Below are 24958 nucleotides of genomic sequence, written 5' to 3' on the forward strand. Positions count from 1 at the left end.
TGAACTTGGTTGTCGACTGGCACGGACGAAGGTCCACCCGGCCAAGCGTACTTGTGCAAAACCCTGAGACTACAACAGCCACCAGTTGTAGTTAGGTGATTCTTGATTTCAACTTTCTAAATTTCGTTTGGGGGAGTCGAAATGAGGAAGTCTGGATACCTGATAGTCGCCGGAACGATGCTGTCGGGCTGCACAAATGTGCCGGCGTTCGATCTTACACCGACAGAAAAAGCGTACGGAAGCCCGATAGTGCGCGTCGCTTCCATTATGGCCAACCTGAAGTGCGAATTATGGGACGCTGCCAACAGCCACGAGGAGATGCCCCAGTTCCTAAACGATCCGTCACTCCGGCTTGCTGATCGCGTCACCGATGACGAGAGCCGTAAATTTACGATGAAAAACATCTTTGGTGCTATCGCGTACGTGGGCGAAGTGGAACTTACCATCGACGCCACCCAGACAACGGGTAGCAATCCGTCTCTGTCATTCCCTGGCCTCGGGTCGAGCGCCCATCCCTTCGAGATCGGCGTGAATGCCGAGGTTAGTCAAAAGGGGCATAGATCGAACACGACCTATCATTCGGTTGACTTCGAGCGTCTCGTCGCGGGGTCGGAGCAGCCGCCTGCTGCCAAACCTTCTGTGCCATGCGGCCAAGGTCGTGAGCTGGCGGGCCGCATTGGGCTTGAGGAGAACCTGAAAATGGGTCTCGTAGCGTCGAGCATGAACGACATTTCCGTCTGGCCGAAAAGCGCGTCCTATCCCAACGTCAGCAGCACCGTCGAGGACAAGTATACCGGCGGTCAGATTCATGCGGTGATCGATTTCACGACCACCATGAGCGTGAGCGGGGGGCCAAGTTGGGAACTTAAACACTTTGAAGGCCCAAACAGCGATAGCGGCCTCTTCAATCACAGGCGGGAGGCTCTAAATCAGGTTGCGTTCACGTTCCTCCCCGTCTGCATCAGAGACGCATATGCAGGCACCCGGAATGGAACCCGATGGGAGTACAAACCTAAGCTTCCACACGGCACCCCCGCTTGGGCCAACTACTTGCCACCTTGCCGCGCCCCTGGCGTCGCGCAGCGGAAGAATCAGGCGCTGAATCAAGCGCACGACACCAATATCAGGTCGCTCGACAACATTCGGTTTAGGGCATTCTAGTCGCTGAGGTGTGGCGTGCGAGGTGCGCCACACAACTGGCAGCCCTGAACCCCTTGACTGGTCGCGCCGGCCTCGCCGCAACCCGCGTCAAGCGACCGTGGCGGGTGATAATCTAGGTATGCAGTCGGCCTCCTAGATGCTCAAGCAGAGGTACTTGATCTCGACATAGTCTTCGATGCCGTATTTCGAGCCCTCGCGACCCTGTCCTGACTGCTTGATCCCGCCGAAGGGGGCGACTTCCGTGGAAATCAGCCCGGTATTGATCCCGACGATGCCGTATTCGAGCGCTTCGGCCACCCGGAAGATTTTTGAAGCGTCCTTGGAGTAGAAGTAGGAAGCCAAGCCGAACTCGGTATTGTTTGCCATCTCGATGACGTCATCTTCGGTCTCGAACTTGAAGAGCGGTGCGACCGGGCCGAAGGTTTCCTCAGACGCCACCTTCATGTCCGAGGTAACCTCCGTCAGGATCGTGGGCTGATAGAAGAGGCCACCGTTCCGGTGAGGCTTGCCGCCGACCTTGACGGTCGCCCCCTTCTCCAGGGCGTCCGCGATATGCTCCTCTACCTTGGTCACGGCTTTTTCAGTGATAAGGGGCCCGGCACCAACGCCAGGCTCGAAACCGTCGCCGACTTTGATGGCCGCCACTTTGGCTGCGAGCTTGTCGGCGAAAGCGTCATAGACGCCTGATTGAATGTAGAGACGATTGGCGCAGACGCACGTCTGACCGTTGTTGCGGTACTTGGACACCATTGCGCCCTCTACGGCAGCATCCACGTCTGCGTCATCGAAGACGATGAAGGGTGCGTTGCCGCCCAGTTCGAGTCCGAGCTTCATGATCTGGTCGGCACCCTGCCGCATCAGAATCTTGCCGACCCCCGTTGAACCGGTGAAGGTGAGCTTGCGGACCTTGTCATTCTCGGTGAATTCCTTGCCGATCGAAGCCGAATCCGCGGACGTGATCACGTTGAAGACGGCGGCGGGCAGGCCTGCGCGCTCCGCGAGCACGGCCAGTGACAACGCTGAAAGTGGTGTCTCCGCTGCGGGCTTTGCGACCATGGAGCACCCGGCCGCTACTGCCGGTGCAAACTTGCGGGCCAGCATGGCGTTCGGGAAATTCCACGGCGTTATGGCCGCAACTACACCGACAGGCTGCTTGATAACAATTATGCGTTTGTCCTGTTGATGGCCGGGGATCGTGTCACCATAGACACGCTTGGCCTCCTCTCCGAACCATTCGACATAGGACGCGCCGTAAAGAATCTCTCCGCGTGCCTCGGAGAGAGGTTTGCCCATCTCCATCGTCAATATTGTCGCCAAGTCATCGGCGTTGGCTACCATTAGGTCGTAGAGGTTCCGAAGGACCGCAGCGCGTTCTTTGCCGGTCTTTTTAGCCCATTCTTTCTGAGCTTTGTTCGCAGCTTCGATGGCTCTAGCAGTTTCGGCTCGCCCCATGTCCGGCAATGTTGCGATGACCTCGCCGTCGGACGGGTTGGTCACTTCGAAAACGTCGCCGCTATCGCTGCGGGGAATCCATTGACCTGCGATCAGGGCCTTGTCGGTGACCAAGGATGGGTCCTTGAGCTTGGCGAGTAGGCGATGGGAAATGGTCATCGAAGCTTCCTCCCTACACGTGCGATCCAAAAACCAGAAAAGCTGCCCGACATCGTTTTCCTCCATTCTACGAAGACAGGGCGAACGCTAACACCTCTCTCATGAGGGACCAACGATCCGGGCATAGTGCGATCGAACAGTTCTTTAGCTTCAATTCCTATGATCGAATGATTGACCCTTCGGCACCCCGGATGAACTATATCGCCATCGTTCAAACATCTGCATGCAAGGGAGGTAGAGATGTGGAGAGTTGGCATTGACGTTGGTGGTACTTTTACCGATCTGTTCGCTTGGGAAGAGAGAACAGGTAAGCAAGTTACCGCCAAGGTTCTGACAACCAAGCAAGATCGTTCAATAGCGGTGCTTGAGTCGATCGTAAAAGCCGGAATCGATATTTCAGATATTTCGTATCTGATGCACGGAACTACTACGGCGACGAACGCTTTGATCGAGCGCAGTTATCCGGACGCGGCCTTCATCACGACGGAAGGCTTCCGCGATACGATCGAGATCGGGCGACAGCACCGTCAGCACCTCTACGATCCCTACCAGACGAAGCCAAAGCCCATCATCAAGCGGCGCTTCCGGTTTACGGTTCCCGAGCGTACCAACGTCCACGGTGAAACCGAACGGCCGCTCGACGTTGCCGCGGCACGCGACGTTGCCCAGAAGATCAAGGCCTCTGGCATCCAGTCTGTTGCCATCGGCTTCATCAATTCTTACGCCAGCGGCAACCACGAAGCGCAGATGCGCGACATCCTTCGCGAGTATTGCCCCAACGTCCACATCGTGTTGTCGGCCGAAACCCGCCCCATCTTCCGCGAGCATGGCCGTTTCGTCACGACAGCCGTCCGCGCTGCCTGCATGCCGGTCATGGTCAAGTACATGGACGACCTAGAAAATCGTCTGAGCCAGAACGGATTCACGGGGAAGCTGCTCATCCTCAAGAGCAGCGGCGGCGTGATGTCGGCAGACGCAGCTCGCCAGCACCCCGAAGACATGCTGGAATCCGGCCCCGCTGGCGGCGTCGCCTACGCCGGATACCTAATGGAGCAGAGCGGCTTCGACCGCATTCTGCACACGGATGTCGGTGGCACGAGCTTTGACGTTTCCATCGTCGAGCACGGCAAGGGCCTGATCACGCGTGACCATGAACTGGAATGGGAAGTGCCGATCGTCGTGCCTATGCTCGACATTCACAGCGTCGGTTCGGGCGGTGGCTCGATCGGCTGGGTCGACGCGGGCGGTTCGTTGCGCGTAGGTCCCAAGAGTGCGGGCTCGGAGCCAGGTCCCGTCTGCTATGGCCGCGGCGGCACCCAGCCCACCATCACCGACGCCAACCTCCTGCTCGGTCGACTGGACCCGACGCTGAACGGCAAGATCGATCTCGACGTGGCGGCGGCGAAGAAGGCGATGGACAAGCTCGCTGACCAGATCGGCCTGTCGACCCTCGCCACCGCAGAAGGCATGATTCGCATTGGCTGCGAATACATGGCGCAGGCGGTGAAGAAGGTCCTGGTCGCCCGCGGCCGTGATCCACGCGATTTCGTCTATGCCAGCTTCGGCGGCGCTGGCGCGCTGCATGCCTGCATCGTGGCGAAGTCTATGAACATTCCCAAGGTCATTGTACCGCCGCACGCGGGCGTCGCCTCGGCCTTTGGCGCAACGGTGATGGACCTGCGCCAGGACATCGAGCAGTTCTACTACTCTCCGGTGAAGGACGCCGATCTCGGCAAGGTCAATGAAATCCTGAACGGCCTGGAAGCGAGGGCCAAGAAGGAGCTGCTCCAGCAGGGATTCGCCAACGAGCAGGAAATCGAGATCGTCCGCAGCGCGCAGATGCGCTACGTGGGGCAATCGTACGAAGTCGATACTCCGCTGCCGAACGGCGTACTGACTGCCGGCCACCTGCCCGGCATCGAGAATGAATTCCATGGGGTCCACCTCCAGGAATTCGGCGTCAGCTCCGACGACTTTGCTCCAGCGTTCGTGTCGTTCAGCGTCACGGCGATCGGCCGGATGGATGATCCGCCGCCGGTCGAGCTACATTATTCTGCCGACGACAGAGCCGCCCGTAAGGGAGCGCGCGACGTCTATTTCGACGGCAAGTGGACCAACTGCGATGTCTATGAAGGCGAAGCGCTTACCACTCACCACAGGATCGATGGCCCGGCGATCATCGAATACGAGCACGCCTGCACCGTTCTCCCGCCCAAAACCTCGGCACACGTGAATGCGATGGGCGCGTTGATCATCGAAATCGAAGTTTAATGGGAGGAAAAGCCATGAGCCAACAGATCGTTCAGACCGATATCGATATCGACCCGATCACCTTCGAGGTGATGCGCAGCATCTTCGAGTTCGCCTCGGACCGGATGGCCACCGTTCTACAGCGGTCGTCGTTTTCGCCGATCCTCGCGGATATGCTCGACTTCTCGAACGCGATTTACGACGCGGACCTGCAACTGCTCAGCCAGGCCGCGAATTGCCCGGTTCATCTGGCCGCGATGAAGTTCTCGGCCGAGGAGGCTGTGAAAGGCATCGGCAAGGACAATGTCTATGAAGGTGACGTGCTGGTGCTCAACGATCCCTATCGGGGTGGCACGCACATCAACGATATCACCTTTACCAAACCGATCTTCTACAAGAAGGAGCTGATCGGGTATGGCGTTAGCCGCGGTCACTGGATGGACCTGGGCGGCGGCGGGGCTGGCGGTCAGGCCTTCAGCACCCATATCGCTGCCGAGGGCCTGCGCCTGCCCCCGCTGAAAATCTACACGGGTGGTAAGCTCAACGAAGACCTTCTCGCCATCATCCTCAACAACACTCGCACGCCTCACTTTATCAAGGGCGACGTGCAGGCCCACCTCGGGGCGTTGTTGGCAGCCGAGCAGGAAATGCAGCGCGCTTGCGACCGTTATGGAGTCCACACCGTCCGGGCGGCCATGAAGAAAATCCAGGCCTATACCGAGAAGATGGTCCGGGAGAGCATCCGCACGATCCCGAACGGCGTCTATGAAGCCGAGGACTATGCCGATACCGACGGGATCACGCAGAAGCGCGTCAAGGTGAAGGTGCGTCTGGAAATCGAGGACACCTCGATCAAGGTCGACTTCACCGGAACCGATCCGATGTGCCAGGGTGCGATCAATTCACCCAAGGCCAATACGATGTCGGCGGCGCTTTATTCTCTGCAGTTCTTCCTTGCGCCGGACGCACCGCAGAACCAGGGCCTTTTCAACCCGATCGAGGTGATCCTCCCGGAAGGGTGCTGGTTGAACGCGCAGTGGCCCGCACCGACGATCGGCTGCACGACGTTGACGGCCTCGAAGATCACCAGCGCCATCTGGCAGGCCCTCGCCAAGGCCATTCCGGAGCGGGTGACGGGATCGACATGTTCGGATGCCAACTGGTTCGTTGCAAGCTGCATCGACGCAAGCGGCAAGTCCGACGTGTTCTCCGACCTGCCGGCGGGTGGCTGGGGCGGAACGCCCTACTCAGACGGCATGAATGTCACCATGGACCCGCTCGGCAACTGCATGAACATGGCAGCCGAAACGGCTGAGCTGTTCTTCCCCATCGCTTACGAAGCATTCGAGCTCAGGACGGATTCGGCCGGAGCTGGCCAGTACCGTGGTGGCCTCGGCTCCGTGTTCAAGGTCCGGTTCTTCGGAGGCGGCGAGCTGGGCATGGAGACTTCCCGAACCCTGGCTGGCAGCCCCGGCGCTGCCGGCGGCCTTGAGAGTGCCGTGCAGCGGGCAAGCCATATCCGGTCGGACGGGTCGCTGGAGGTCATCGGCGGGATTGACGCCGCGGGTGAGTGGCACAATCCCCTGCTTGCCTCACACAAGTTCGGTGCAGGTGAGACGTTCATGTTCGAAAGCACGGGCGGCGGTGGCTGGGGCAACCCCAAGAAGCGTCCGGCGGCCGATGTGCTTGAGGACGTACTCGACGAGTACATCACCATCGACTCCGCAAAAAGCCACTACGGCGTCGTCATCGATCCCAAGACTTTGACGGTCGATGAAGCTGCTACCTCACGGCTAAGGGCCTGAGACCCGGCAACTCTGTGAATGGCTAGTCACTGGGATGCGCGGCACGTCATGGTGCCGCGCCACCCGAAGGTATTGGACTGCGACGGCCGCTCTGGGGTTGGACATCTCTCAAGGCGATGCTCCCTGCCCGCTTGCGCCGATCATGGCAGAACCAATCCGAAGCAAATCCCTGAAGCAGGCCCGCCAACATGGGTAGGACGAGATCATGAAGTTCCGGTTCGCAAAACCGCTCAAGCGCAGCTACTGGCAGGAGTCTATCGAACCCACCGATCCGTGTTCGGCGTTGGCCGGCATCCATCAGGCCGACGTCGCCATCGTGGGCGGCGGTTTCGTTGGTCTCTGGACTGCCCTGACCATCAAGGAACATGAGCCCGACTGCAATGTCGTCATACTCGAACAGGATGTCTGTGGTGGTGGCGCGTCGGGAAGGAACGGCGGCTTCGTCATGTCCTGGTGGCCCAAGATCGGCACCCTGACCTCGTTTTGCAGCCGAGAGGAAGCAGTGTTCCTCGGGCGCAGTTCCGAGCAGGCAATCTCAGAACTCGGTGAATTTTGTCGTGAGCATGCCATCGACGCTCATTTCGTGCAGAAGGGCTGGCTATGGACAGCGACCACACCCGCCCACGTGGACTCGTGGAACGGCACGCTCGACGCCTGCGAACGACTGGGCGTTCGTCCCTTCGAGAGATTGACACGTGAAGAAGTGCAACGGCGCACCGGCTCTCCGACGCACCTGTCGGGTGTCTTCGAACCCTCCAACGCCACCGTTCAACCTGCCGCGCTCGTGCAAGGAATGCGTCGCGTCGCGATCGAACGCGGTGTCACCATCTATGAACGCTCCGGCGTAGTGAGAATTGATCCTGGTGGCCCGGTTCGTTTGCATACCAACGCGGGAACAATCTCGGCCGGCAAAGTCGTCCTGGCTACGAACGCGTGGTCGTCGGCGCTCCCGGAGCTCGCCCGCCTGATTACTCCCGTCAACAGCTCGATCGTCGTGACGAAGCCTCTGGGAAAGCGGCTGGAGGAACTCGGCTGGACCGGAGGCGAATCCATCACTGACTCTCAATTGATGGTCGACTATTACCGGACGACCCACGACGGACGGATCGCATTCGGCAAGGGCACCGGCGCGATAAGCTACCGATCGGAGATCAACGGGGTTTTCAGCGAAGATGAGGACAGCATCGAACTGACGAAAGCCGATCTGTTGTCCACCTACCCCGACCTGAACAAGGACGCGGTGGCACACAGCTGGTCCGGGCCGATCGACCGCACCTACGACAGTCTGCCGGTCTTCGGCAACTTGAACCGTCATCCAAGCATTTTCTACGGCATTGGATGGAGTGGCAACGGTGTCGGGCCAAGTCGGATGGGCGGCCGGATACTCGCGAGCCTGGCGCTAGCGCGCGACGATGCATGGAGCCGATCCTCGCTGGTTGGCCGGCGCTGCAAGACGTTTCCTCCCGAACCCCTGCGCTATCTCGGAGGTAACCTCGTGCGCGGCGCTGTCATCAGAAAGGAGACGGCGGAAATGCAAGGTCGACCGCCGGCAACTCTCGATAGAATGCTGGCCAGCCTCGCGCCTTCCGGTCTCGAAGACAAATCCTAAGGAGCCTTTTCATGACGCCGATCATTATCCGTGTCGAAGACAAAAATTCGTTCAGCGTTCCCTCGCCCGTCGGGGTTCCGACGAGCGAACAGGTCGCGATGGTTCGAACCGCCGCTCATCAGGATATCCCGGTAGGCAGCACCGGCATTTGGGAATGCAGCGAGGGTCGGTTTCGCCGCGGCGTTGCGCAGGCTGAGTACAGCTATTTCATCACTGGCGAAGGAAGCTTCACGGTGGACGGAGGAGACACCGTGCAGTTCCGCGCCGGCGATGCGATCTATTTCGCCGCCAACACGCAGGGTGAATGGGAAATCCGCCAAACTGTTCGAAAAGCGTATGTAATCTTCAGTTGACGAAACCGCAGCCTCGAACTTCAAGCGTTCCTGGGAAGTAGGTAGCGCAAACGGCTCAAAGCCAGCGTCTTCTTTGTGGCCAAACCCATGACGACAAATATACTCGCGCAGGTCAAACACGAGGTGGAACCGGCGCATGCCCTTGCGGATCATAGATATCATCAACACGCCGGAACTCCGGACCAGAATGGTGAGCGGGGAACCGGGGCGGGATCGCCTTGTGCGCTGGGCACACGTTTGCGAGTTGCCCGATCCGACGGAATGGCTTGGCGATGGCGATCTACTGATGACGACCGGAATTGGTATTCCCGCCGATCCGGTTGATCAGACCCGGTACGTCGAGGCGCTCTCCCAGGCGGGACTGGCCGGGATGATGATCGGCGAGAACATGCAGGCACCCAGCAACCTGGATGCGCTGGAAGAGACTGCCGAACGGTTGGGCTTCCCGTTGTTGTTGACCCAGTATGGCGTTCCCTTTGCCAGCGTGACGAAGGCCATTGTCGACGCGACGCGGGCGGAGGAGTTCGAGCGCCGCAACGCTATCGCTAGGGTTTGCATAAGCGCCCGAATGGCTATTGAGGGCCTCGAGCTCGAAGCGCTTCTGTTGCGCCTGGAAAAAGACGTGCACGCCGGACTATCGTTGTGGGACCCGCAGATGCAACAGCTCTGGTTGCCTCGCCAAGCCGAGCTCACCCCTAAGCTGCTCCAGTTTCTTCAGCAACAGAAGCCGGATGCGGCAGATTCCCAGCCCGTCGTCCGCCGGCACTCGGACGAAGATGGAGAAGCACTCGCGATTTCGATACCGTCACGTCGAAAATGCGTCTTGCTGGCGCGGCGCGTAGGCAAAGACTATCTGGACTATAGCCTCCTAAACTACATGTCCGCGGTTTTGGGCATCGCGCTTGAACGTTCGCATGTTGAGAATGAAAGGAGCCTTAGGTCCGGTTCGGAACTGATGGACGACCTGTTGAACCAGCGCTTGTCGGGGAACCGGGCCAGCAAACGCGTGGAGCAGTTCGGTATCAAACTGGAGTCTGCGCATCTCGCTGTAACACCAAGAGGCGAACTGCAATTCGCGGAATGGGCTTTGATGTTCGAGCGGACAGATGCTCCCATCTTGCTGAATCCCCGGGAACATGAGCTTCTCTTGATGGTGCCTCGAGAGTCGGCTGCGGCAGTGCAAGCCATTCTCGGAACGAAACTCGGACTGAGCAATCAGATCGAGGGCTGTGACCGACTGGAGGACGCGCTTCGGGAGGCGCGACTTGCCCTTGCCCATGCGAGCGCCGATCAGGCGTCGGTATTCTATTCAGAGGTTGCGGACAAGTTCCCCTGGCTTCCTCAGAACCTCGATGACGCCACCCAGACGTTCCGTCATGTCCTGGGCAACGTTGCCGATCATGATGAAGAGTCCCAGACATCGCTCATCTACACCTTGAAGATTTTCCTTGAGCACAATCGATCCTGGCAGTCCGCCGCGGAGAAGCTCCATATCCACAAGACCAGCCTGACCTACCGAATACGACGCATCGAAGCGTTGACCGGGCGGTCGCTGAACAACACCGCAGACGTTGCTGCGATGTGGCTCGCTTTGCAGTCCGCGGAGATTTTGGGCCTTCCCCAAGTCCGAGAAAAACGACGCTGACGAATAATTCCAAGACTTTGCGTTGCGGCAGTGTTGCCTCAAGAGCACACGCAGACCTTGAGCACAATTTAAACGGATCGAAGCAAGTACCGGAAACTGCAGCGTAAGTGTTCGGTGCCTACAAATTTAATAAAATCTCCTCAAAAAATCAAAGTGGTACGGGGGTCTTCTCAGGTGAGAAATCACCTTGAAGGGCCCAGTTCAATGTGTATTTTGAAAACACTTCGGAGACGTGCCGCGGGCTTAGGTTGGTAGCCGCGCGGAAATCCATTAACTCCCAAGATGAGCGCGCGGCCCAGACAACAACCTGTCCCCGCAGAATGCTGAAGGCTGGTAACTTCAGCGGCATGCTGCCTGGTGAGGGTCAAACCAGGGAGAGTTTTGTCTCTGCAAACGCTCGCAAAGGTGACCCCATGAACTATCCTCCCTCCTAACGATCCCTTTCGAGCATTCGGTCGCTCGGCTGTCGCAGCCGTATTCTCCGAAGCACGCAATTCCACGCGTGCAAGGACGAATGCGCGCTCGGCATCCGAGCTGACCTCCCCTCGACGTTGAACTGAAAAACGGGCCCGCATCCGGCGTCTCCGAACGACGCGTCGCGCCGGTCGTTTGCCCGCTCTGAAAGGTACTGACGTGACTGATACTTCATCGACCATCTCTCAGATCGCCGACTTCTTCGACGATGAAAACCGCGAACGTCTCCTCGACATCCTCGGCACAGCTGTGGAAGCGGCCGAGGATTTCATGGTCGCCATCGACGAAATGGCGATCTCACCCCGCGTGTTCGCAAAACCATGCCTCGAACTCCGTTCGCCGCGGTTCGTCCTCGACGAATATCATGAACTTTGTGAGCGCCCGCAATCGGATGCGTTTCGCAAGCTAGTGGTGATGGAAGGCTTCGAGGAGATGGCCGCCTCCGAGATCGCCCGGCTGATCCAGGCTGACAAGCCGGGGGCGTTTACAGCCTTGTTGCACGTCGGCCTTGCCACGCGTGCTCTCGCCGATCTGGGCGGCGACAACGGACGCCAGGTTATCTTCCACCAAAAGGTCGAGCACTTCCTTGGTGGCCTTCGCAATCTCTATCGTTCGGAGCAGTAACATGATCAGCCCCTACCAGCGTCTCAGCACCGCAATCATCGACCTTGAGTCCAACCCGGAAGTGCAGGCCGTTCTCGCCTTCGCGAAAGAAATCGTCGATCGTTTCTGCGACGATCTGCGAACCGCGGCTACGAAGGGCGAAAAGTACAAGCTCGGGTTTCTCCTCATGTCGTTCGACAAGGTGACATTTGGCGACCCTCCAGTAGCGAGCGAGGAGCATTTCGCTGCCACGTCGACCGGCAAGGTCGGCCGGTTCATGTGCTTTCCGGATGAAGTTACTGCAAAGGAGGTATTGCGCGTCTTCACCGCCGAGGAGATGGACATCCAGACCTTCCTCATCATGACGCTCGTGAGCCTGCGCCAGATCGAAGTCGAAGGCCCATCGCACATGGCCAACTTTCTGCTCGACGACTCGTACAATCGCCTGAAGGGGTTTCTTGCGCGTGCTCTTTTCGACAAAGTGGAGAGTTAACGCCAGGAATCCAGCACCTACCTCGCCTGAAGTGTTGCGCCCACGCACCCCGCAACCGGACTATCGACGCATCAACGAGAGGATTGGGGTAGCATGCTTCTCGGAGGTGGAACCTCCGCAGCCAACAGCGTGTGTAAGGTCGCTCCACATTTCGCCCACTGCAGCCACTACGTCTGGATGGTCAGATATCCTAAGTCGACCATAGAAGGCGGTTTCCGGTCCTGGCTTGTCCGCATTCCACGTCGAGATAAACATGCTAGCCTGATGTCGCGTCAGTTCGTCGAGCGACATCACGCCTACGTCTCGCTCGAGGTCGCCGCTAAACAGGAAGGTCATGGCCCAATCCCGCTGCCCATCGTGGTGCTGTTGGCCGGAGATGAAGGCCCCTTCGAGGCGTAAGGTTTCAGAGCCAACTGAAATTGAGGGAAACTGATTAAGCCGCAAGTAGTGCGTCCCGCGTGTCACATCGCGGGCGTCTATCTCCCCCTGCCGTATGATCCTGCGTCCGTACTTCCACCACTCATAGAATGTTGACTTTGCGGCAACGCAAGCCTGTTCGATCCTTGAGTTGTCGGTACCTAGAGCACTGCCGAAACCTGCGCTCCCCAGCGCGCGCCGGAACGAAAACTCCGGGTTCGAAACGCCACGCTGCGTTTCAGCGGCCTGGGCCGCGATCCGGCCGAACTGAAAGTCGATCGCATCTGATATAGCGCCGATAAGGTATGGCTGCATTGGATATGACATTGATTTCCCCTCTTGGGGGAATTCGAAACCGTCAGTCTGCAATTCACAACTGGCGCACCCAAATTGGCGTGGTGGGCGGGCGTTAACCATTTTCATAGAAACGTTCCGTTCCGGTGCACTGCACGGCGCTTTTTTCGAGGTTCTTGGCGGAGGGGCACTTCCCAAGACGAAGTAAAACTGCTTTTAGATGGCCAGCTGACGACGGAGTAATGCATGCGCACGATCGGAATACAAACCAAGTAACGCGAAGCAGACGGAAGTCTTGCTGGTCGTTGATGGCTGTGTGTCGATGATGTGTTTTAAGCCCGAGGAGGCTGCATGTTTTACGCAGGTCAGTTATCCGAAAACCGATTGAAGCGCTCTGCTTGCCTCGTCGAAGGCAAGTTGCTCGTCGCTGTCTTCCTCATGCGTCACCACACCATACCTCTGGCAAGCGCCAGAGCCGGTCGGTCCTTGCCGTCCGTTTTGTCAACGTGTGGAGCTGTGCATGAAGAACGCCGCGCTTGCCATCGATTACCTTCACAGCCTTCGCCACGGCTGGGACCCGCTCGCGATCGAATTTCACCACGAAACCCTCTTCGGTGAAGCTGACGCCGCGGAGGTAGGCGGCTATACCACCGAAAGGAGCTGGGCGATAACGAGGCTGGCCCTTCCCTTGAGGAGCGCGCCGGCTTTGAAGTTCATCGTCTCCCCTGCTGGCGTTCTGTTGATCGCGATGTCACGCTCAAGTCGACCACGAATTGCCGCGTCGCGATCCACGACAAAGCGCGCGATCAGTTTTTGCGTTGCGAAAGCCTGATTGAGGCGAACTTCGTCCTTCACCTTATGGCCGATAGGAACGTCGTTGATATTGAGACGCAAGTCTTGGTCGACTTCGAGCGCGAGACCGGACCGACGAAGCAGTTCGTCGACGTCCGAGCCACCTATCGCAACGGCCGTGTGAAGCTTTTTCCCGTGCGCCCATCGACGCTCGACAAATCTGGCCGCCTCAAGGCCGACGTCGAGCTGATGCGCGACCAGGTACTGGGTGTCATCGCCCATGATATCGAAATTGTTGACGAAATGATCGTCACTGAAGGTCTTGTTTACCGGGCCTGTGCCATTTTGCGGGCGCGCGATCTCAGGAACAGCCGAGACATTCACCGAATGAGTGAGCTCTTGGAGGGCAAGAGCCAGCCCGTGCAGGTTTTTCGGCTTCTTCAGGAGTTTGGCGACCTTGGACTCGGTTGGAACGCGATGTGGAATCTTATCGACGACGGCATGATCGAGCATGACTGCCCCGATCCGACCAACATGCGACTGACCCACATTTCCTGGCTGCGGACCAATTTGTAGTGCGTGTGGGGCGACATGGGCGAACCTGAAAAACTGTCGAGCACAGTCTTCACGATCGGATCGGAAGACCGGGTGAAATTCGCGGAGCGGTTCTTTACGGCCGAGCCTTACCCTAACGGCTACGTGCTCCGTGAAGTTGACGGCAACGGACGGTTCGAATTCGAAAACTGGCAGATCAGCGAACATGTGATCCGTCAGATCATCGAAATCGAGAAGGGCTTCTTCGGCATCGACGCCATGAACGCCCGCGCTCTTAAATATGCCCTCGACACGCCGCACCTGCCGCAGGATGTCGTCTATCGCATGCGTATGGTTCACATGTTCCTGGAGGGCATTCAGCGCGGGCGGTGGAAGCGCTCGAAGGAATGCGTCAACGAGTTTTATAGCGTCTTCGATGCCATCGAAGCGGAAAACCGCAAGAGTCGAGGTGGCACCGATAGGATCGAAGCCACGGACAAGAACAGGGTTGCTTGGCGTCAGTTTCTTCGCATTGTCAAGCAATTCGAGCAACGCGGCCGGACGCCAAACGCGCTTGTGAAAAACTACACAGGCAAGAACCTCCACACGAAAAACGTGGACTACGAACTCGAAGCCTACGTGCGATCGTGGGCAGCGAAGAAGGCGACGCGCCTCAAGAGCTCGGCGGAAGTCCTTTATGGCGAAATGGTCAGCGACAACGAAACAAGAGAGGTACCCTTCAAGCTTCCGAATGTACGGACTTTCCAACGACGCGTAAAAGCTTTGGAGTACCTTCGGGTTCAGGCTGGAATGCACAGCCCAGAGGTTGCCAAGGCAAGGCTCGCGATCTCGCGGGGTGGTCTGGAGATCACCAGGCCACTGGAACGCGTCGAAATGGACGAAAAGGTGGTCGACCTGATCGTTTTCCTTATGGACACCGGAATCTGGGACGCGTTGCACTCTGACGTTCAGAAGGTAATTCGTGGAGTCAAACGCCCGTACCTATCGTTGGCTATGGACCACGCCAGTCGTTCTGTTCTCGCGATGAGGTTGCTAAGAGAAGCTCCCAAGGCGTCCACGGCGATCGAGACGCTACGCATGGCCCTGCTGCCAAAGACCGATTACGCCAAGAAAGCCGGCGCGCAAAGTGACTGGCCGCAATGCGGCACCATGGAGTGCGTCAGTACCGATGCCGGCAGTTCCTGGTCAAACGAGGACTTTCAGGCCTGCGTTCTGCTGACGACGGGCCGTCATTTGATCCCGCCTTCGAAGACGCCCATCTTGCGAGGAACTATCGAGCGGTTTTTCAAGACCGTCGACGACCGTTATATGCATCTGTTTTCAGGAAGGACTTTCGGCAACGTTGTTGCTCGAGGAAACTACAATTCCGTCGCGAATGCCTCGATGAAGTTCGAAGACCTAGCCGACGCGCTCGTACGCTTGATCGTCGATTGTTACCATCACACCCCCCACGATAGCCTCAACGGCGAGACGCCGATCGACGCCTGGTCGCGCCTGAACAAGCTTTATCGGGTGAAGTCGTTTCCCACCCAAGAAGAAATGGCGAAGATTTTTTCCCTAACTATCAACCGAAAGATTGGAGACAACGGCCTAGTCTTTCTCGGCATCCCATACGGCAACGAACCACTGCAGAAGCTTCGAGACCTTCTGGGCGGTGCTACGGTGCAGATGCGCGTCAATACCTACGACTTGGGTTCCGTCAGGATGCTCACCCAGGACGGGCGAGGATACGTCACCATCCCATGCGCGCGGCATGGCTTCGAGGGCGTGAAAGCCCAGGAATGGATCGCGGTCTTGAGGACTATCGATAAGCGTTTCTCCGATCGCTCGAAAATCCACGGCGAGTCGGTCCGCCGAGCGATGAGCGAGGTCAAAGCCATGTCAAGCGCAGCCATGGCCGGTGCTGGCATCGGGGAACCAGTCATGTCGCAGGAGGAATACGAGAGGGTGGAGCGGCAACTCGTGCGTGGGTGGGTGATGCCAGATCGGTCACGACCCGACTATCCGGAGGTGTCGCACGCGCCCATCCCGCCCTCTTCTGCAACGCAGGCTTCTATCAAATCCTCTGAAGCAGCCGAGCGACGTAAGGCCGTACTCGGTATGGGTGATGCACCCGCGGAGCCGTTGTCCGGTCTACGCACCAATGGTGATGGTCGCCCTGCTTTCCGTCCCGCGTCGGCCGATTTCGAAAAGAACCAGCCTCTCCGACCAGTCAGCGAGGCTATGCAAGTAGAACCGAAGCCAGCCGCGCCCTCAAAGCCATGGACCTTCGAGAAGAAGTAGGAACGCACGATGTCAGATGATCAATTGAGCCCACAGGACATCGTCATGGCCCGCATCTTTGACGATTTGTCGGAGGATGATGTCCGCATCTCCAGAATCATGGAGACCATCGAGTCGGAATATGTTCGCACTCCGAATGATGATGTCGTGGAAAGCGAAATCCGCCTCCTTGTCCGCGCGGTAACCCGCAAAACGCGCGACGGACATGTGCTTATTTTCACGGGCGAATCCGGCGCGGGCAAATCGACGACGATCCATCATCATCTGAACAAGTACAAATCGTTGCGGCCCAGCGTGGATCAATACGGCGACACACTTGTGCCGCTGATCAGAGTCAAGGCCCCTTCGGATTGTACGATGCGCGACCTGGGTCTCGAGATGCTCGGAAGGATGGACTACGAGGTCAAGCGTGAACTTTCAGAAGCCGCGGTCTACCGTTATGTTCGCGAGCGTCTCAAGATTCTGGGGACGAAAGTCGTGTTCATCGACGAGTTCCAGCACATCCTCGACGCACCAACAATCAAAGGCGTGCGGCATCTTACAGACCAGCTCAAGAACCTCCTGCAGGAAGAAGGTTATCCGATCTACATCATCGTCGCCGGGCTACCCGAGATCGCCACGGTCGTACATCGCGATCCGAAAGAGCAGATGGAAGGCCGCACCGTCGTCTGGAGGTTTCCTGACCTTTCGTTCGAGAAAGACAAGGAGTTTCTTTGCGAGGTGGTCTGCCACTACGCCGCTTTGGCGGAAATGGAACTCGCCGTGGAGCCGACCGACGACTTCATTAGTCGGATGCTACATGCAGGGCGGCACAGGTTGGGCATTGTGATGAGGATTGTCATGTTCGCTATCGAGGATGCACTCGACCGAGGTGACAAGATGATCGCAAACGAACACTGGACAAGGTCTTATCATCGCCTGGCCAAGCGCGGGAGGAATGTCTTCAGCGATGACGAGTGGTGGACGATCAAGCGTAACGTGATGAGAGACGGAACCCTCGGACCCGAAGGCATCGAGGAACAACCAAAGCCCTCACGATCACGAAGCGCCAAGAGGAAGGCCTGACATGAAAAGGCTACGTACGGCCGCTCTCCAACCGGACGAGACGTTGACGAGTTTCTGCTCGCGTGTGGCCGCCGCCAACGGTCGTCTCATGGACGATCTGTGCCGCGACATCGGTATTCGAACCCGCGGAATCGTGGAAGGAGACCGATCGGCGATTGAGGCGCTCTCGGGGTTTGCGGGTGTAGCGTATGAGGCACTATCCGAGAGAAAGATCACGAAGAAAGGCAAGCTCTGGGTTATCGGTGGCGAGGAATTCGGTTACCGGAGTTTGATCAGAACGAATTTCAGATTTTGCCCGAAATGCTTCGAAGCCGACCAGTCCAACGACGCGATTCATCCGCGACTGAGGAAATATCAGCGAATCAATTGGTCCTCGCGGTTCATCCGGACGTGTCCCGATCACCACTGGTCGATCGCAGACGCAGGAAGGCAAATCAACTCTCGCCTATCGTACGATACGGCTTATAACCTTATCGACATGCGTTCGGAACTCACGAAGGCGGCGTCTCAGTCTCATCATCAAGAGCCAACTGCCTTCGAACACTACGTCGCCGAGCGGCTGAAAGGCGTGAGCAATCACGGTGATTTCCTCGACCGCCAGCCGCTTCAGATCGGTGCAGAGCTATGCGAGTTGGTCGGTATGGTGTTGATCCACGGCAAGCACTGCCAGATCAAAGAACGTCGAGAGCACGAGTGGCATGCCGCTGGACAAGAAGGTTTCGCGAAGCTCAAGCAGGGTCAGGCCGGATGGGAAAACATCCTTGCTGAACTCTGTGCTTCGACGGACCCTTCGAAATCGCTCCTTGGCGGAAATGTTATCTATGGAACGCTCCATACTTCATTGGGCGGAAGTCGCGACGCCGCATACTACGGCAAAATCCAAGACGAAATGAGAGATTTCGCGACGAGCCGCCTTGAGCTTGGAAGCGAAACGATCATCTTCCGCAAACGGGTGCCGTCGCAAAAGATGACACTTGGGCGCGCCGAAGTCGAATTTGGTTGTCATACCAAGCTCATCAAGAAATTCATGGTTGTAAACGGTGATCTTCCCCGTGTGATCCCGCCAGGTCGCTTCACCGTCGAAAGAGCGGCGGTTATCAAAGCTGTAGAACGGATCAAGGGTTCCGTGAAAGGGCTCGAAGCGGGCGAGATTTTAGGTGTCCGTAGGGGAACGTATAACGTCGTCATGGACGAGTGCTTCCTCGTCCCCCGTATTCAGTCGGACGAGGAGATCAGTCTCGGTCACTACTACGCGCGCAGTGATGTCGAGGCCCTCCTGAAATCGGTAATGCCAGCCCATCCTGTCGCTGACACAAGCGCATTGGTCCCGCTCACCTCGGCGGCCAAGATCGCGCGAGTTAAACAGGGCGACATTTTGCGGCTCCTGATCGCCAAGAAGCTCGAGCGCGTTGGAACCGACCGCGCGCTTAACGGCATCGGAAGCTTGCTCCTGGACCCGGCGGAGATCGTAAAGAAATCTGGCAGACAGGATCGCGAATTTCTCTCCATCAAGGAAGTGGCCGTTCGTTTGAAAACGGCTTTCCAGGCGGTGTCCTTCCTGGTCAACAGCCGGTACTTGGAAAGCGAGATTGTGCGTAATCCTGTGTCCAACGCGCTTCAGCGCGGAATTCTGCCATCCGCTTACATGCGGTTCCGTACTGACCACGTCACCCTTCAGGACTGGTGCAAGGAAGTGGGCACCCCTGTAAGGGGGAAGAAGAAGTTGATGGAGGCTCACGGCATCACTTCGATCATCCCGCCTGAAGTTGTGGGATCGCGCTTCTATCGGCGATCGGATTTGGAGCGCCTCCCTGTTTGAGGCGTCGGCGGCGCAGCACGTGTAATCTCACTTCCTAGCAACCGAGCCTTCCCATCATCCGCAAGAATTGAAAGTGCATGCCTTCCGCGGCGTGGCTCGGCTCTCGTATGGGGGCCAAAATTCGTTTGAATCTCCGATTCATCGCCGGACCTACGGTCCGCCCCATCGCGTTCCGTCGCATTCGGATTTTTGTGTCAAACCGATGTGTCGTTGTGTCATCCGGTATGTCGCCGGACGATCGCAGAATCCCGGTTTTGCTGGTGTCGAAAGAACGATTTGTGTCAAACTCATTGTCGCCCCACACCCGAGGAAACTCGGGCTAAAAATCCAAAGAACAAATAGTGAATGAAGATGGCATCCGTTACATACTTTGGAGAAGCGCGTATTGGGTTCGACAACTGAGCAGTTGAAGGGAGCAATCATAGGCGCTTTTGCGACCGTACTTGTAACAACGACTTTCTTTTTCTTCCAAGAGCAGATTAAGGCTTATTGGGAAGAAAATATCGAAGTTTCATACGAATACACCGAGCTCGTCGTCCCTACACCCATCGTGGAATCACTTCCCAGCTCTGCGGAAGCAGACGCATTAGAGGGTTTATTTAAGAGGCTAAAAACTGTCGGAGACGCCGAATTCAAATACGATTACGAATTAAATAACTATTACGAGAGGATCAAATCCCTCAAATTATTCTATTTGGAAAACGGTGGATTCGACAAATCATTTACAAGCAAAAATATATTTAGTGCATACAATATCGAAATAAAAAATACGACGGAAAAAACAGTTTCGAGTCTCAAATTCCCTATTCCAACAGGATACAATTTGGGATCAAGTAGAAAAAATATAGATATCTCCGCAGAGTCAGCCACTATTAAAGACATACTGCCCAATGAAAAAATAAATATTTATCTTTTTAGTATCGGAAATCAATTATCTATATACAGTAATGAAATCACATTTACAGCGAATGATAAGAAATTAAGCTCCAAAAATAGGTCATCAGATACGTATAGACCTACTGAATATCCATCATTTATAGAGTTTACACTCCCTATTTTCACTATTTTCACCATTTTCATGACGGTAGGTTTTATCGGAACAATAGTAATTGACGCGAATACAGGACTTAGAAGGAAAACCCAAAATAGAACCATCATTGATCGGATGAAAAGCGATCTTCTGTATCATTCGGAAAAAGGTGAAATTGATCTCCCTTCTAATCCGTCAAATGATAAACCTTAAATATCAGGTCGCAAATAATTTCCACCCACGACCTGTCTCGCTTCGCCACCTTTGATAGGTTGCAAGTTTGGGCCGCGGCAGTAACGGACCATGTTTGTATATGTGCCTCATCGATGTCAATTCACACAGCACTTTCAAAGCGCTTCTTAAACCCGTAGCCTGACCCGCCTCACCCCATAAAATCCAGCAGCAACTTCACATTCAGCGCCGCGATCACCACCGCAATCAGCCACGCAAAAGCCGAGAGCCAGAGCGGCGCTTTCAGTGCGCCCATCTTGGCCTTGTCGGAGGTGAACATCACCAGCGGGAAGACGGCGAAGGAGAGTTGTAGGCTGAGCACCACCTGCGTCAGGATCAAGAGTTCCGCCGTGCCGCTGTCGCCGTAAAAGATGGTCACGCCGGCGGCCGGGATGATGGCGATGCCGCGGGTGATGAGGCGGCGCAGCCAGGGGGCGAGCTGCATCTTGAGGAACCCCTCCATCACGATCTGGCCGGCAAGTGTCGCCGTGACGGTGGAATTGATGCCGCAGCATAAAAGCGCCACGCCGAACAGCGTCGGCGCAATCGCAAGACCCAGCAGCGGCGCGAGCAGATTATGCGCTTCGCCAAGTTCGGCGACATTGGTCTGCCCCGTCTTGTGAAAGGTCGCTGCCGCGAGAATGAGAATCGAGGCGTTGATGGTGAGGGCGAACATCAGCGCGATGGTGGAATCGAGCGTCGCAAATTTCAGCGCCTCGCGTTTTTCGGCAAGCGTTTCACCGATTTCGCGGGTCTGCACGATGCCCGAATGCAGATAGAGATTATGCGGCATGACAGTCGCCCCCAGAATGCCGAGCGCCAGATACAGCATGTCCGGATTGGTGACGATCTCGGTCGTCGGTGCGAAGCCGAGGATCACCTGCCCCCAGTCGGGGTCGGCAAGCGCCACCTGAATGGCGAAACACACGGCGATGACGCCAAGCAGCGTGATGACCATCGCTTCCACCCAGCGGAAACCGAGCTTCTGCAGATAAAGGATCAGGAACACATCAAGCGCGGTGATGAGAACACCGAGTTCAAGCGGAATGCCGAAAATCAGGTTGAGGCCGATCGCCGTGCCGATGACTTCGGCAATATCCGTGGCGATAATGGCGATTTCGGCCAGCACCCACAGCACCATCGCCACGGGCTTTGGATAGGCATCACGGCAGGCCTGGGCGAGATCGCGGCCGGAAGCAATCGCCAGACGGGCGCAGAGCGATTGCAGCACAATCGCCATGATGTTGGAAACCAGCGCGACTGTCAGCAGCGTATAGCCGAATTTGGAGCCGCCGGCGAGCGATGTCGCCCAGTTTCCGGGATCCATATAACCGACGGCAACGAGATATCCCGGCCCGAAAAAGGCCATCGCCCGGCGAAACGTGCCGGCATTCGGCTTGACCTTGATCGAACCGTGCACGTCGGACAACGACAGATCGTCGCCATTCCGCCGCCATCCAAAGACTGGCTTGTCCATTCCAAGAACTTTCAATTGGGAAATTGAGTTTATGCAATTGCAAATCATTCGCATAAACTGCATGGGCTGGCAAGCGGGCTTTTGGACCTTGTATTATTGCAGGGGATTGCGGGCATTTCGCCGCAAGGATCACTTCGCCGGATGCCCTCGAATCGACGGGATCAAAAGCGTCGCATAAGAACCGGCAGGATCAGTCTCGCCAGAAAACCCCGGCTTTCAGGTGGCCAAGCGGCCCGATTGCGTCTGGCCGTTGACAGCATCGATGTCGTGGCGTGTACACAGATAGCCAATAGACTTCGGACATATTTCAGAAGGAACAACCGCGTGAACCTGATTGCCCATGTCGAAATTCCCGTGCTTGATATTGAAAGGGCGATGCGTTTCTACGGTGTCGTTTTTGATGTGCGCTTTGCGGAAATCGTCACGATCCACGACAACAGGATGGCCTATTTCCCCTTCGAGGAGGGCAAGGATGGGGCAAGCGGCGCGCTTGCCGAGGGTGAGACCTATGTTCCAACGAAAGACGGGGCGATCATCTATCTCGGTGTGAAGAACATTGACGGTGTGCTTGAGAGAGCCGTGCAGCAGGGCAGCGAAATCCTGTTTCCCAAAACGCCGGTCGATGACAATCTCTTCGTCGCCGAAATTTCCGATAGCGAAGGAAACCGCATCGCGGTGCAATCCGCCTGATCCGGCCGTCTCCGTTGTAAATTGAAGAATGGCCGGGGCATCATTCCGTTTTCGATGCCCGGCCTTTGATGACAAGGGTCGGCCGTTCAGGTGAGCGCCCTCACGGCCTTGTCATCACCCTGCCCCTGCCGGTGCGGAACAGCGGCGCTCGCGCCTGCGTTATCTTTCAGGAAGCAATCCAGTTCCGGGGAAGTTCATGCAAGACGGCAGTAAATTCAGCCTGGCGAACCGTCCAAGGCGATGGCCCAGATATATCATGGCACATAGAAGGCCGCGTGACTGGCTGATGACGATCAGCGGCATCGTGCTGCTCTTCGTGGTCGCCGCCGCGGTCGCCATGGGTTATCTCGTCACCAGCCATCCCGGCAAGCCGGAACCCAATCCCGGCATCGTTGAGGAACAGGCAGCGGAAAACGGCGGATAAGCGGGCAGCGCAGAAAGCGCCGCTCTCAATCAGCTCAGCTGAGGCCCGCAAGATGCCCGCTGAACTGCGCCTCATGCAGCCGGCTATAGTGGCCCTTGGCGGCCAGAAGCTCGGCATGCGCGCCGGTTTCGGCAATGCCGGTCTGGTCCACCACCACGATGCGCGAGGCATCACGGATCGTTGCCAGCCGATGGGCGATGACGAGCGTCGTGCGGCCCCTGGCAAGCTCCGTCAGCGATTGCTGGATGGCCCGCTCCGTTTCCGTATCGAGCGCCGAGGTTGCTTCGTCCAGAATGAGGATCGGCGGGTTCTTGAGGAACATGCGGGCAATGGCGAGGCGCTGCTTCTGCCCACCGGAAAGCTTCACGCCGCGCTCGCCGATGACGGTGTCGAGCCCAAGCGGCATGGCCTCGATGACGCCATCCAGCCGCGCACGCCGCGCCGCATCCATGATCTGCGCATCCGACGCGCCAAGCCGGCCATATTCGATATTCTCGCGGATTGTGCCGCCGAACAGAAAGACATCCTGCTGCACGATGCCGATCTGGTTACGCAGCGAGGCAAGCTTCATCTTGCGGATATCAATGCCGTCAATGGTGATCGCACCGCTGGTGACATCATAAAAGCGCGGTAGAAGCGAGCAGAGCGTCGTCTTGCCGGCACCCGACGGACCGACAAAAGCCACGGTCTCGCCGGCGCTGATCTTCAGCTCGATATTGTCGAGAACCCGCTTGCCCTCGGCATAACCGAAACCGACATTGCGATATTCGATGGCACCGGACAGTGCCGGCGCATCGATCGCATCCGGCGCATCGACGATATCGGGCGCGGTATCCAGAAGCTCGGTGAAGCGACGGAAACCGGCAATGCCCTTCGGATAGGTCTCGATGACCGAATTGATCTTTTCCACCGGGCGGAAAAACACGCCGACCAGCAGCAGGAACCCGACGAAACCGCCTTCCGTCAGGTCGCCGTTGATGACGAACCATGCACCGCAGATCATCACGATCATCTGCGTCAGGCGCATGCTCATATAGCTCAGCGAGGTGCTGGCCGCCATGATCTTGTAAGCGTCGAGCTTCGTGCGGCGGTATTTCTGGTTGTCCTTCTCGAACAGCGCGCGCTCGTGGTCTTCATTGGCAAAGGCCTGCACAACCCGCATGCCGCCGACATTTTCCTCGATGCGCGCGTTGAAATCCCCGACACGACCATAGAGCGCACGAAAGTTCTGCGTCATGCGGCCGCCGTAACGGCTGGTCACCCAGGCGGTGACGGGCACGACGGCGGCGGTGATGAGCGCCAGCTGCACATTGACCGACATCATCAGCAGAAACGCGCCGATGAAGGTCATGATGGCGATGAACAGATCCTCAGGCCCGTGATGGGCCACTTCGCCGATCTCTTCCAGATCCTTGGTCAGCCGCCCGACCAGATGGCCGGTCTTCTGGTTGTCGAAGTAACGGAAGGAGAGTTTTTGCAGGTGATCGAAGGCCAGACGCCGCATGTCGGTCTCGATATTGATGCCGAGCATATGTCCCCAATAGGTGACTGTCGCCATCAGCCCGGTATTCAGCACGTAGATGACCAGCAGGCCCACCGAGGCGGCAAGAATGATCGCCCATTCACCGCCCGGCAAAAGCACGTCAACGAAGGCCTTCACCGCCATTGGAAAACCGAGTTCGAGCACACCCGACAAGACCGCGCAGGAAAAGTCGAGAATGAAGAGACCACGATAGGGACGATAATAGGCGAAGAAACGGCGAAGCATGGCATGACCTGGAGAGCGGGCGCGGCAAAATTCGCGCCGTAGAAAACGGGAGTTCAATTGTCATATTTCAATGCGCGCGCCAAGACCGATGTTCTATTTTTACCAAAAT

19 protein-coding genes are annotated in these 24958 nt (G+C 57.2%); 14 read left to right on the plus strand and 5 right to left on the minus strand.

Annotated features, from left to right (window positions below):
* Positions 1-141 precede the first annotated feature (141 nt).
* The gene (locus JZX89_RS16260) at positions 142-1161 is read left to right on the plus strand and encodes a hypothetical protein (RefSeq protein WP_207134724.1); all 1020 of its coding nucleotides are present in this window, start codon (positions 142-144) and stop codon (positions 1159-1161) included.
* Between the two features lie 132 nt (positions 1162-1293).
* On the opposite strand, the gene JZX89_RS16265 is transcribed toward JZX89_RS16260, so the two are convergent.
* The gene (locus JZX89_RS16265; RefSeq protein WP_207134725.1) at positions 1294-2772 is read right to left on the minus strand and encodes an NAD-dependent succinate-semialdehyde dehydrogenase; all 1479 of its coding nucleotides are present in this window, start codon (positions 2770-2772) and stop codon (positions 1294-1296) included.
* Between the two features lie 240 nt (positions 2773-3012).
* On the opposite strand from JZX89_RS16265, the gene JZX89_RS16270 reads away from it, so the two are divergent.
* From JZX89_RS16270 to JZX89_RS16300, 7 genes are all read left to right on the plus strand, one after another.
* Positions 3013-5043 carry a hydantoinase/oxoprolinase family protein gene (locus JZX89_RS16270; RefSeq protein ID WP_207134726.1) on the plus strand — a complete coding sequence of 677 codons (2031 nt, stop codon included), beginning with the start codon at positions 3013-3015 and terminating at the stop codon, positions 5041-5043.
* Between the two features lie 14 nt (positions 5044-5057).
* Positions 5058-6827: a hydantoinase B/oxoprolinase family protein gene (locus tag JZX89_RS16275; protein WP_207134727.1), complete on the plus strand. Its 1770-nt coding sequence runs from the start codon at positions 5058-5060 to the stop codon at positions 6825-6827.
* 205 nt (positions 6828-7032) lie between these two features.
* On the plus strand, positions 7033-8436 hold the full coding sequence (locus tag JZX89_RS16280; RefSeq protein WP_207134728.1) for an NAD(P)/FAD-dependent oxidoreductase: 1404 nt from the start codon (positions 7033-7035) through the stop codon (positions 8434-8436).
* 11 nt (positions 8437-8447) lie between these two features.
* The gene (locus JZX89_RS16285; RefSeq protein WP_207134729.1) at positions 8448-8789 is read left to right on the plus strand and encodes a cupin domain-containing protein; all 342 of its coding nucleotides are present in this window, start codon (positions 8448-8450) and stop codon (positions 8787-8789) included.
* A 136-nt stretch (positions 8790-8925) separates the two neighbouring features.
* Entirely contained in the window at positions 8926-10434 is a 1509-nt protein-coding gene (locus tag JZX89_RS16290) for a PucR family transcriptional regulator (RefSeq protein WP_207134730.1), read from the plus strand.
* 633 nt (positions 10435-11067) lie between these two features.
* Positions 11068-11532 (plus strand): hypothetical protein, encoded by a 465-nt coding sequence (locus JZX89_RS16295; protein ID WP_207134731.1) that lies wholly within the window; start codon positions 11068-11070, stop codon positions 11530-11532.
* Between the two features lies 1 nt (position 11533).
* The gene (locus JZX89_RS16300) at positions 11534-12004 is read left to right on the plus strand and encodes a hypothetical protein (RefSeq protein ID WP_207134732.1); all 471 of its coding nucleotides are present in this window, start codon (positions 11534-11536) and stop codon (positions 12002-12004) included.
* Between the two features lie 60 nt (positions 12005-12064).
* On the opposite strand, the gene JZX89_RS16305 is transcribed toward JZX89_RS16300, so the two are convergent.
* Together JZX89_RS16305 and JZX89_RS16310 are read right to left on the minus strand one after the other, a co-directional pair.
* Positions 12065-12748, minus strand: a complete 684-nt coding sequence (locus JZX89_RS16305) for a hypothetical protein (RefSeq protein WP_207134733.1) — start codon at positions 12746-12748, stop codon at positions 12065-12067.
* 609 nt (positions 12749-13357) lie between these two features.
* Entirely contained in the window at positions 13358-14020 is a 663-nt protein-coding gene (locus JZX89_RS16310; protein WP_207134734.1) for a hypothetical protein, read from the minus strand.
* A 78-nt stretch (positions 14021-14098) separates the two neighbouring features.
* Here JZX89_RS16310 and JZX89_RS16315 point away from each other — a divergent pair, with 78 nt between their 5' ends.
* From JZX89_RS16315 to JZX89_RS16330, 4 genes are all read left to right on the plus strand, one after another.
* Positions 14099-16345: a TnsB C-terminal domain-containing protein gene (locus JZX89_RS16315; RefSeq protein WP_207134735.1), complete on the plus strand. Its 2247-nt coding sequence runs from the start codon at positions 14099-14101 to the stop codon at positions 16343-16345.
* Between the two features lie 9 nt (positions 16346-16354).
* On the plus strand, positions 16355-17410 hold the full coding sequence (locus JZX89_RS16320) for an ATP-binding protein (protein WP_207134736.1): 1056 nt from the start codon (positions 16355-16357) through the stop codon (positions 17408-17410).
* Between the two features lies 1 nt (position 17411).
* A complete protein-coding gene (locus JZX89_RS16325; RefSeq protein WP_207134737.1) occupies positions 17412-19229 on the plus strand; it encodes a TniQ family protein in 1818 nt (605 codons plus the stop codon).
* A gap of 385 nt (positions 19230-19614) precedes the next feature.
* Positions 19615-20472, plus strand: coding sequence for a hypothetical protein (locus tag JZX89_RS16330; RefSeq protein WP_207134738.1), 858 nt, complete (start codon positions 19615-19617; stop codon positions 20470-20472).
* Positions 20473-20641: 169 nt separating this feature from the next.
* Here JZX89_RS16330 and JZX89_RS16335 read toward each other — a convergent pair whose 3' ends face one another.
* A complete protein-coding gene (locus tag JZX89_RS16335; RefSeq protein ID WP_207134739.1) occupies positions 20642-21967 on the minus strand; it encodes an Nramp family divalent metal transporter in 1326 nt (441 codons plus the stop codon).
* Between the two features lie 324 nt (positions 21968-22291).
* Between JZX89_RS16335 and JZX89_RS16340 the strand changes: the two genes are divergently transcribed.
* Together JZX89_RS16340 and JZX89_RS16345 are read left to right on the plus strand one after the other, a co-directional pair.
* Positions 22292-22657: a VOC family protein gene (locus JZX89_RS16340; protein ID WP_207134740.1), complete on the plus strand. Its 366-nt coding sequence runs from the start codon at positions 22292-22294 to the stop codon at positions 22655-22657.
* 196 nt (positions 22658-22853) lie between these two features.
* Positions 22854-23081 (plus strand): hypothetical protein, encoded by a 228-nt coding sequence (locus JZX89_RS16345; RefSeq protein ID WP_153513945.1) that lies wholly within the window; start codon positions 22854-22856, stop codon positions 23079-23081.
* Positions 23082-23115: 34 nt separating this feature from the next.
* On the opposite strand, the gene JZX89_RS16350 is transcribed toward JZX89_RS16345, so the two are convergent.
* On the minus strand, positions 23116-24849 hold the full coding sequence (locus tag JZX89_RS16350) for an ABC transporter ATP-binding protein (protein WP_207134741.1): 1734 nt from the start codon (positions 24847-24849) through the stop codon (positions 23116-23118).
* Positions 24850-24958 lie beyond the last annotated feature (109 nt).

This window comes from Agrobacterium burrii, from assembly GCF_017313405.1.
Lineage (GTDB): Bacteria > Pseudomonadota > Alphaproteobacteria > Rhizobiales > Rhizobiaceae > Agrobacterium > Agrobacterium burrii.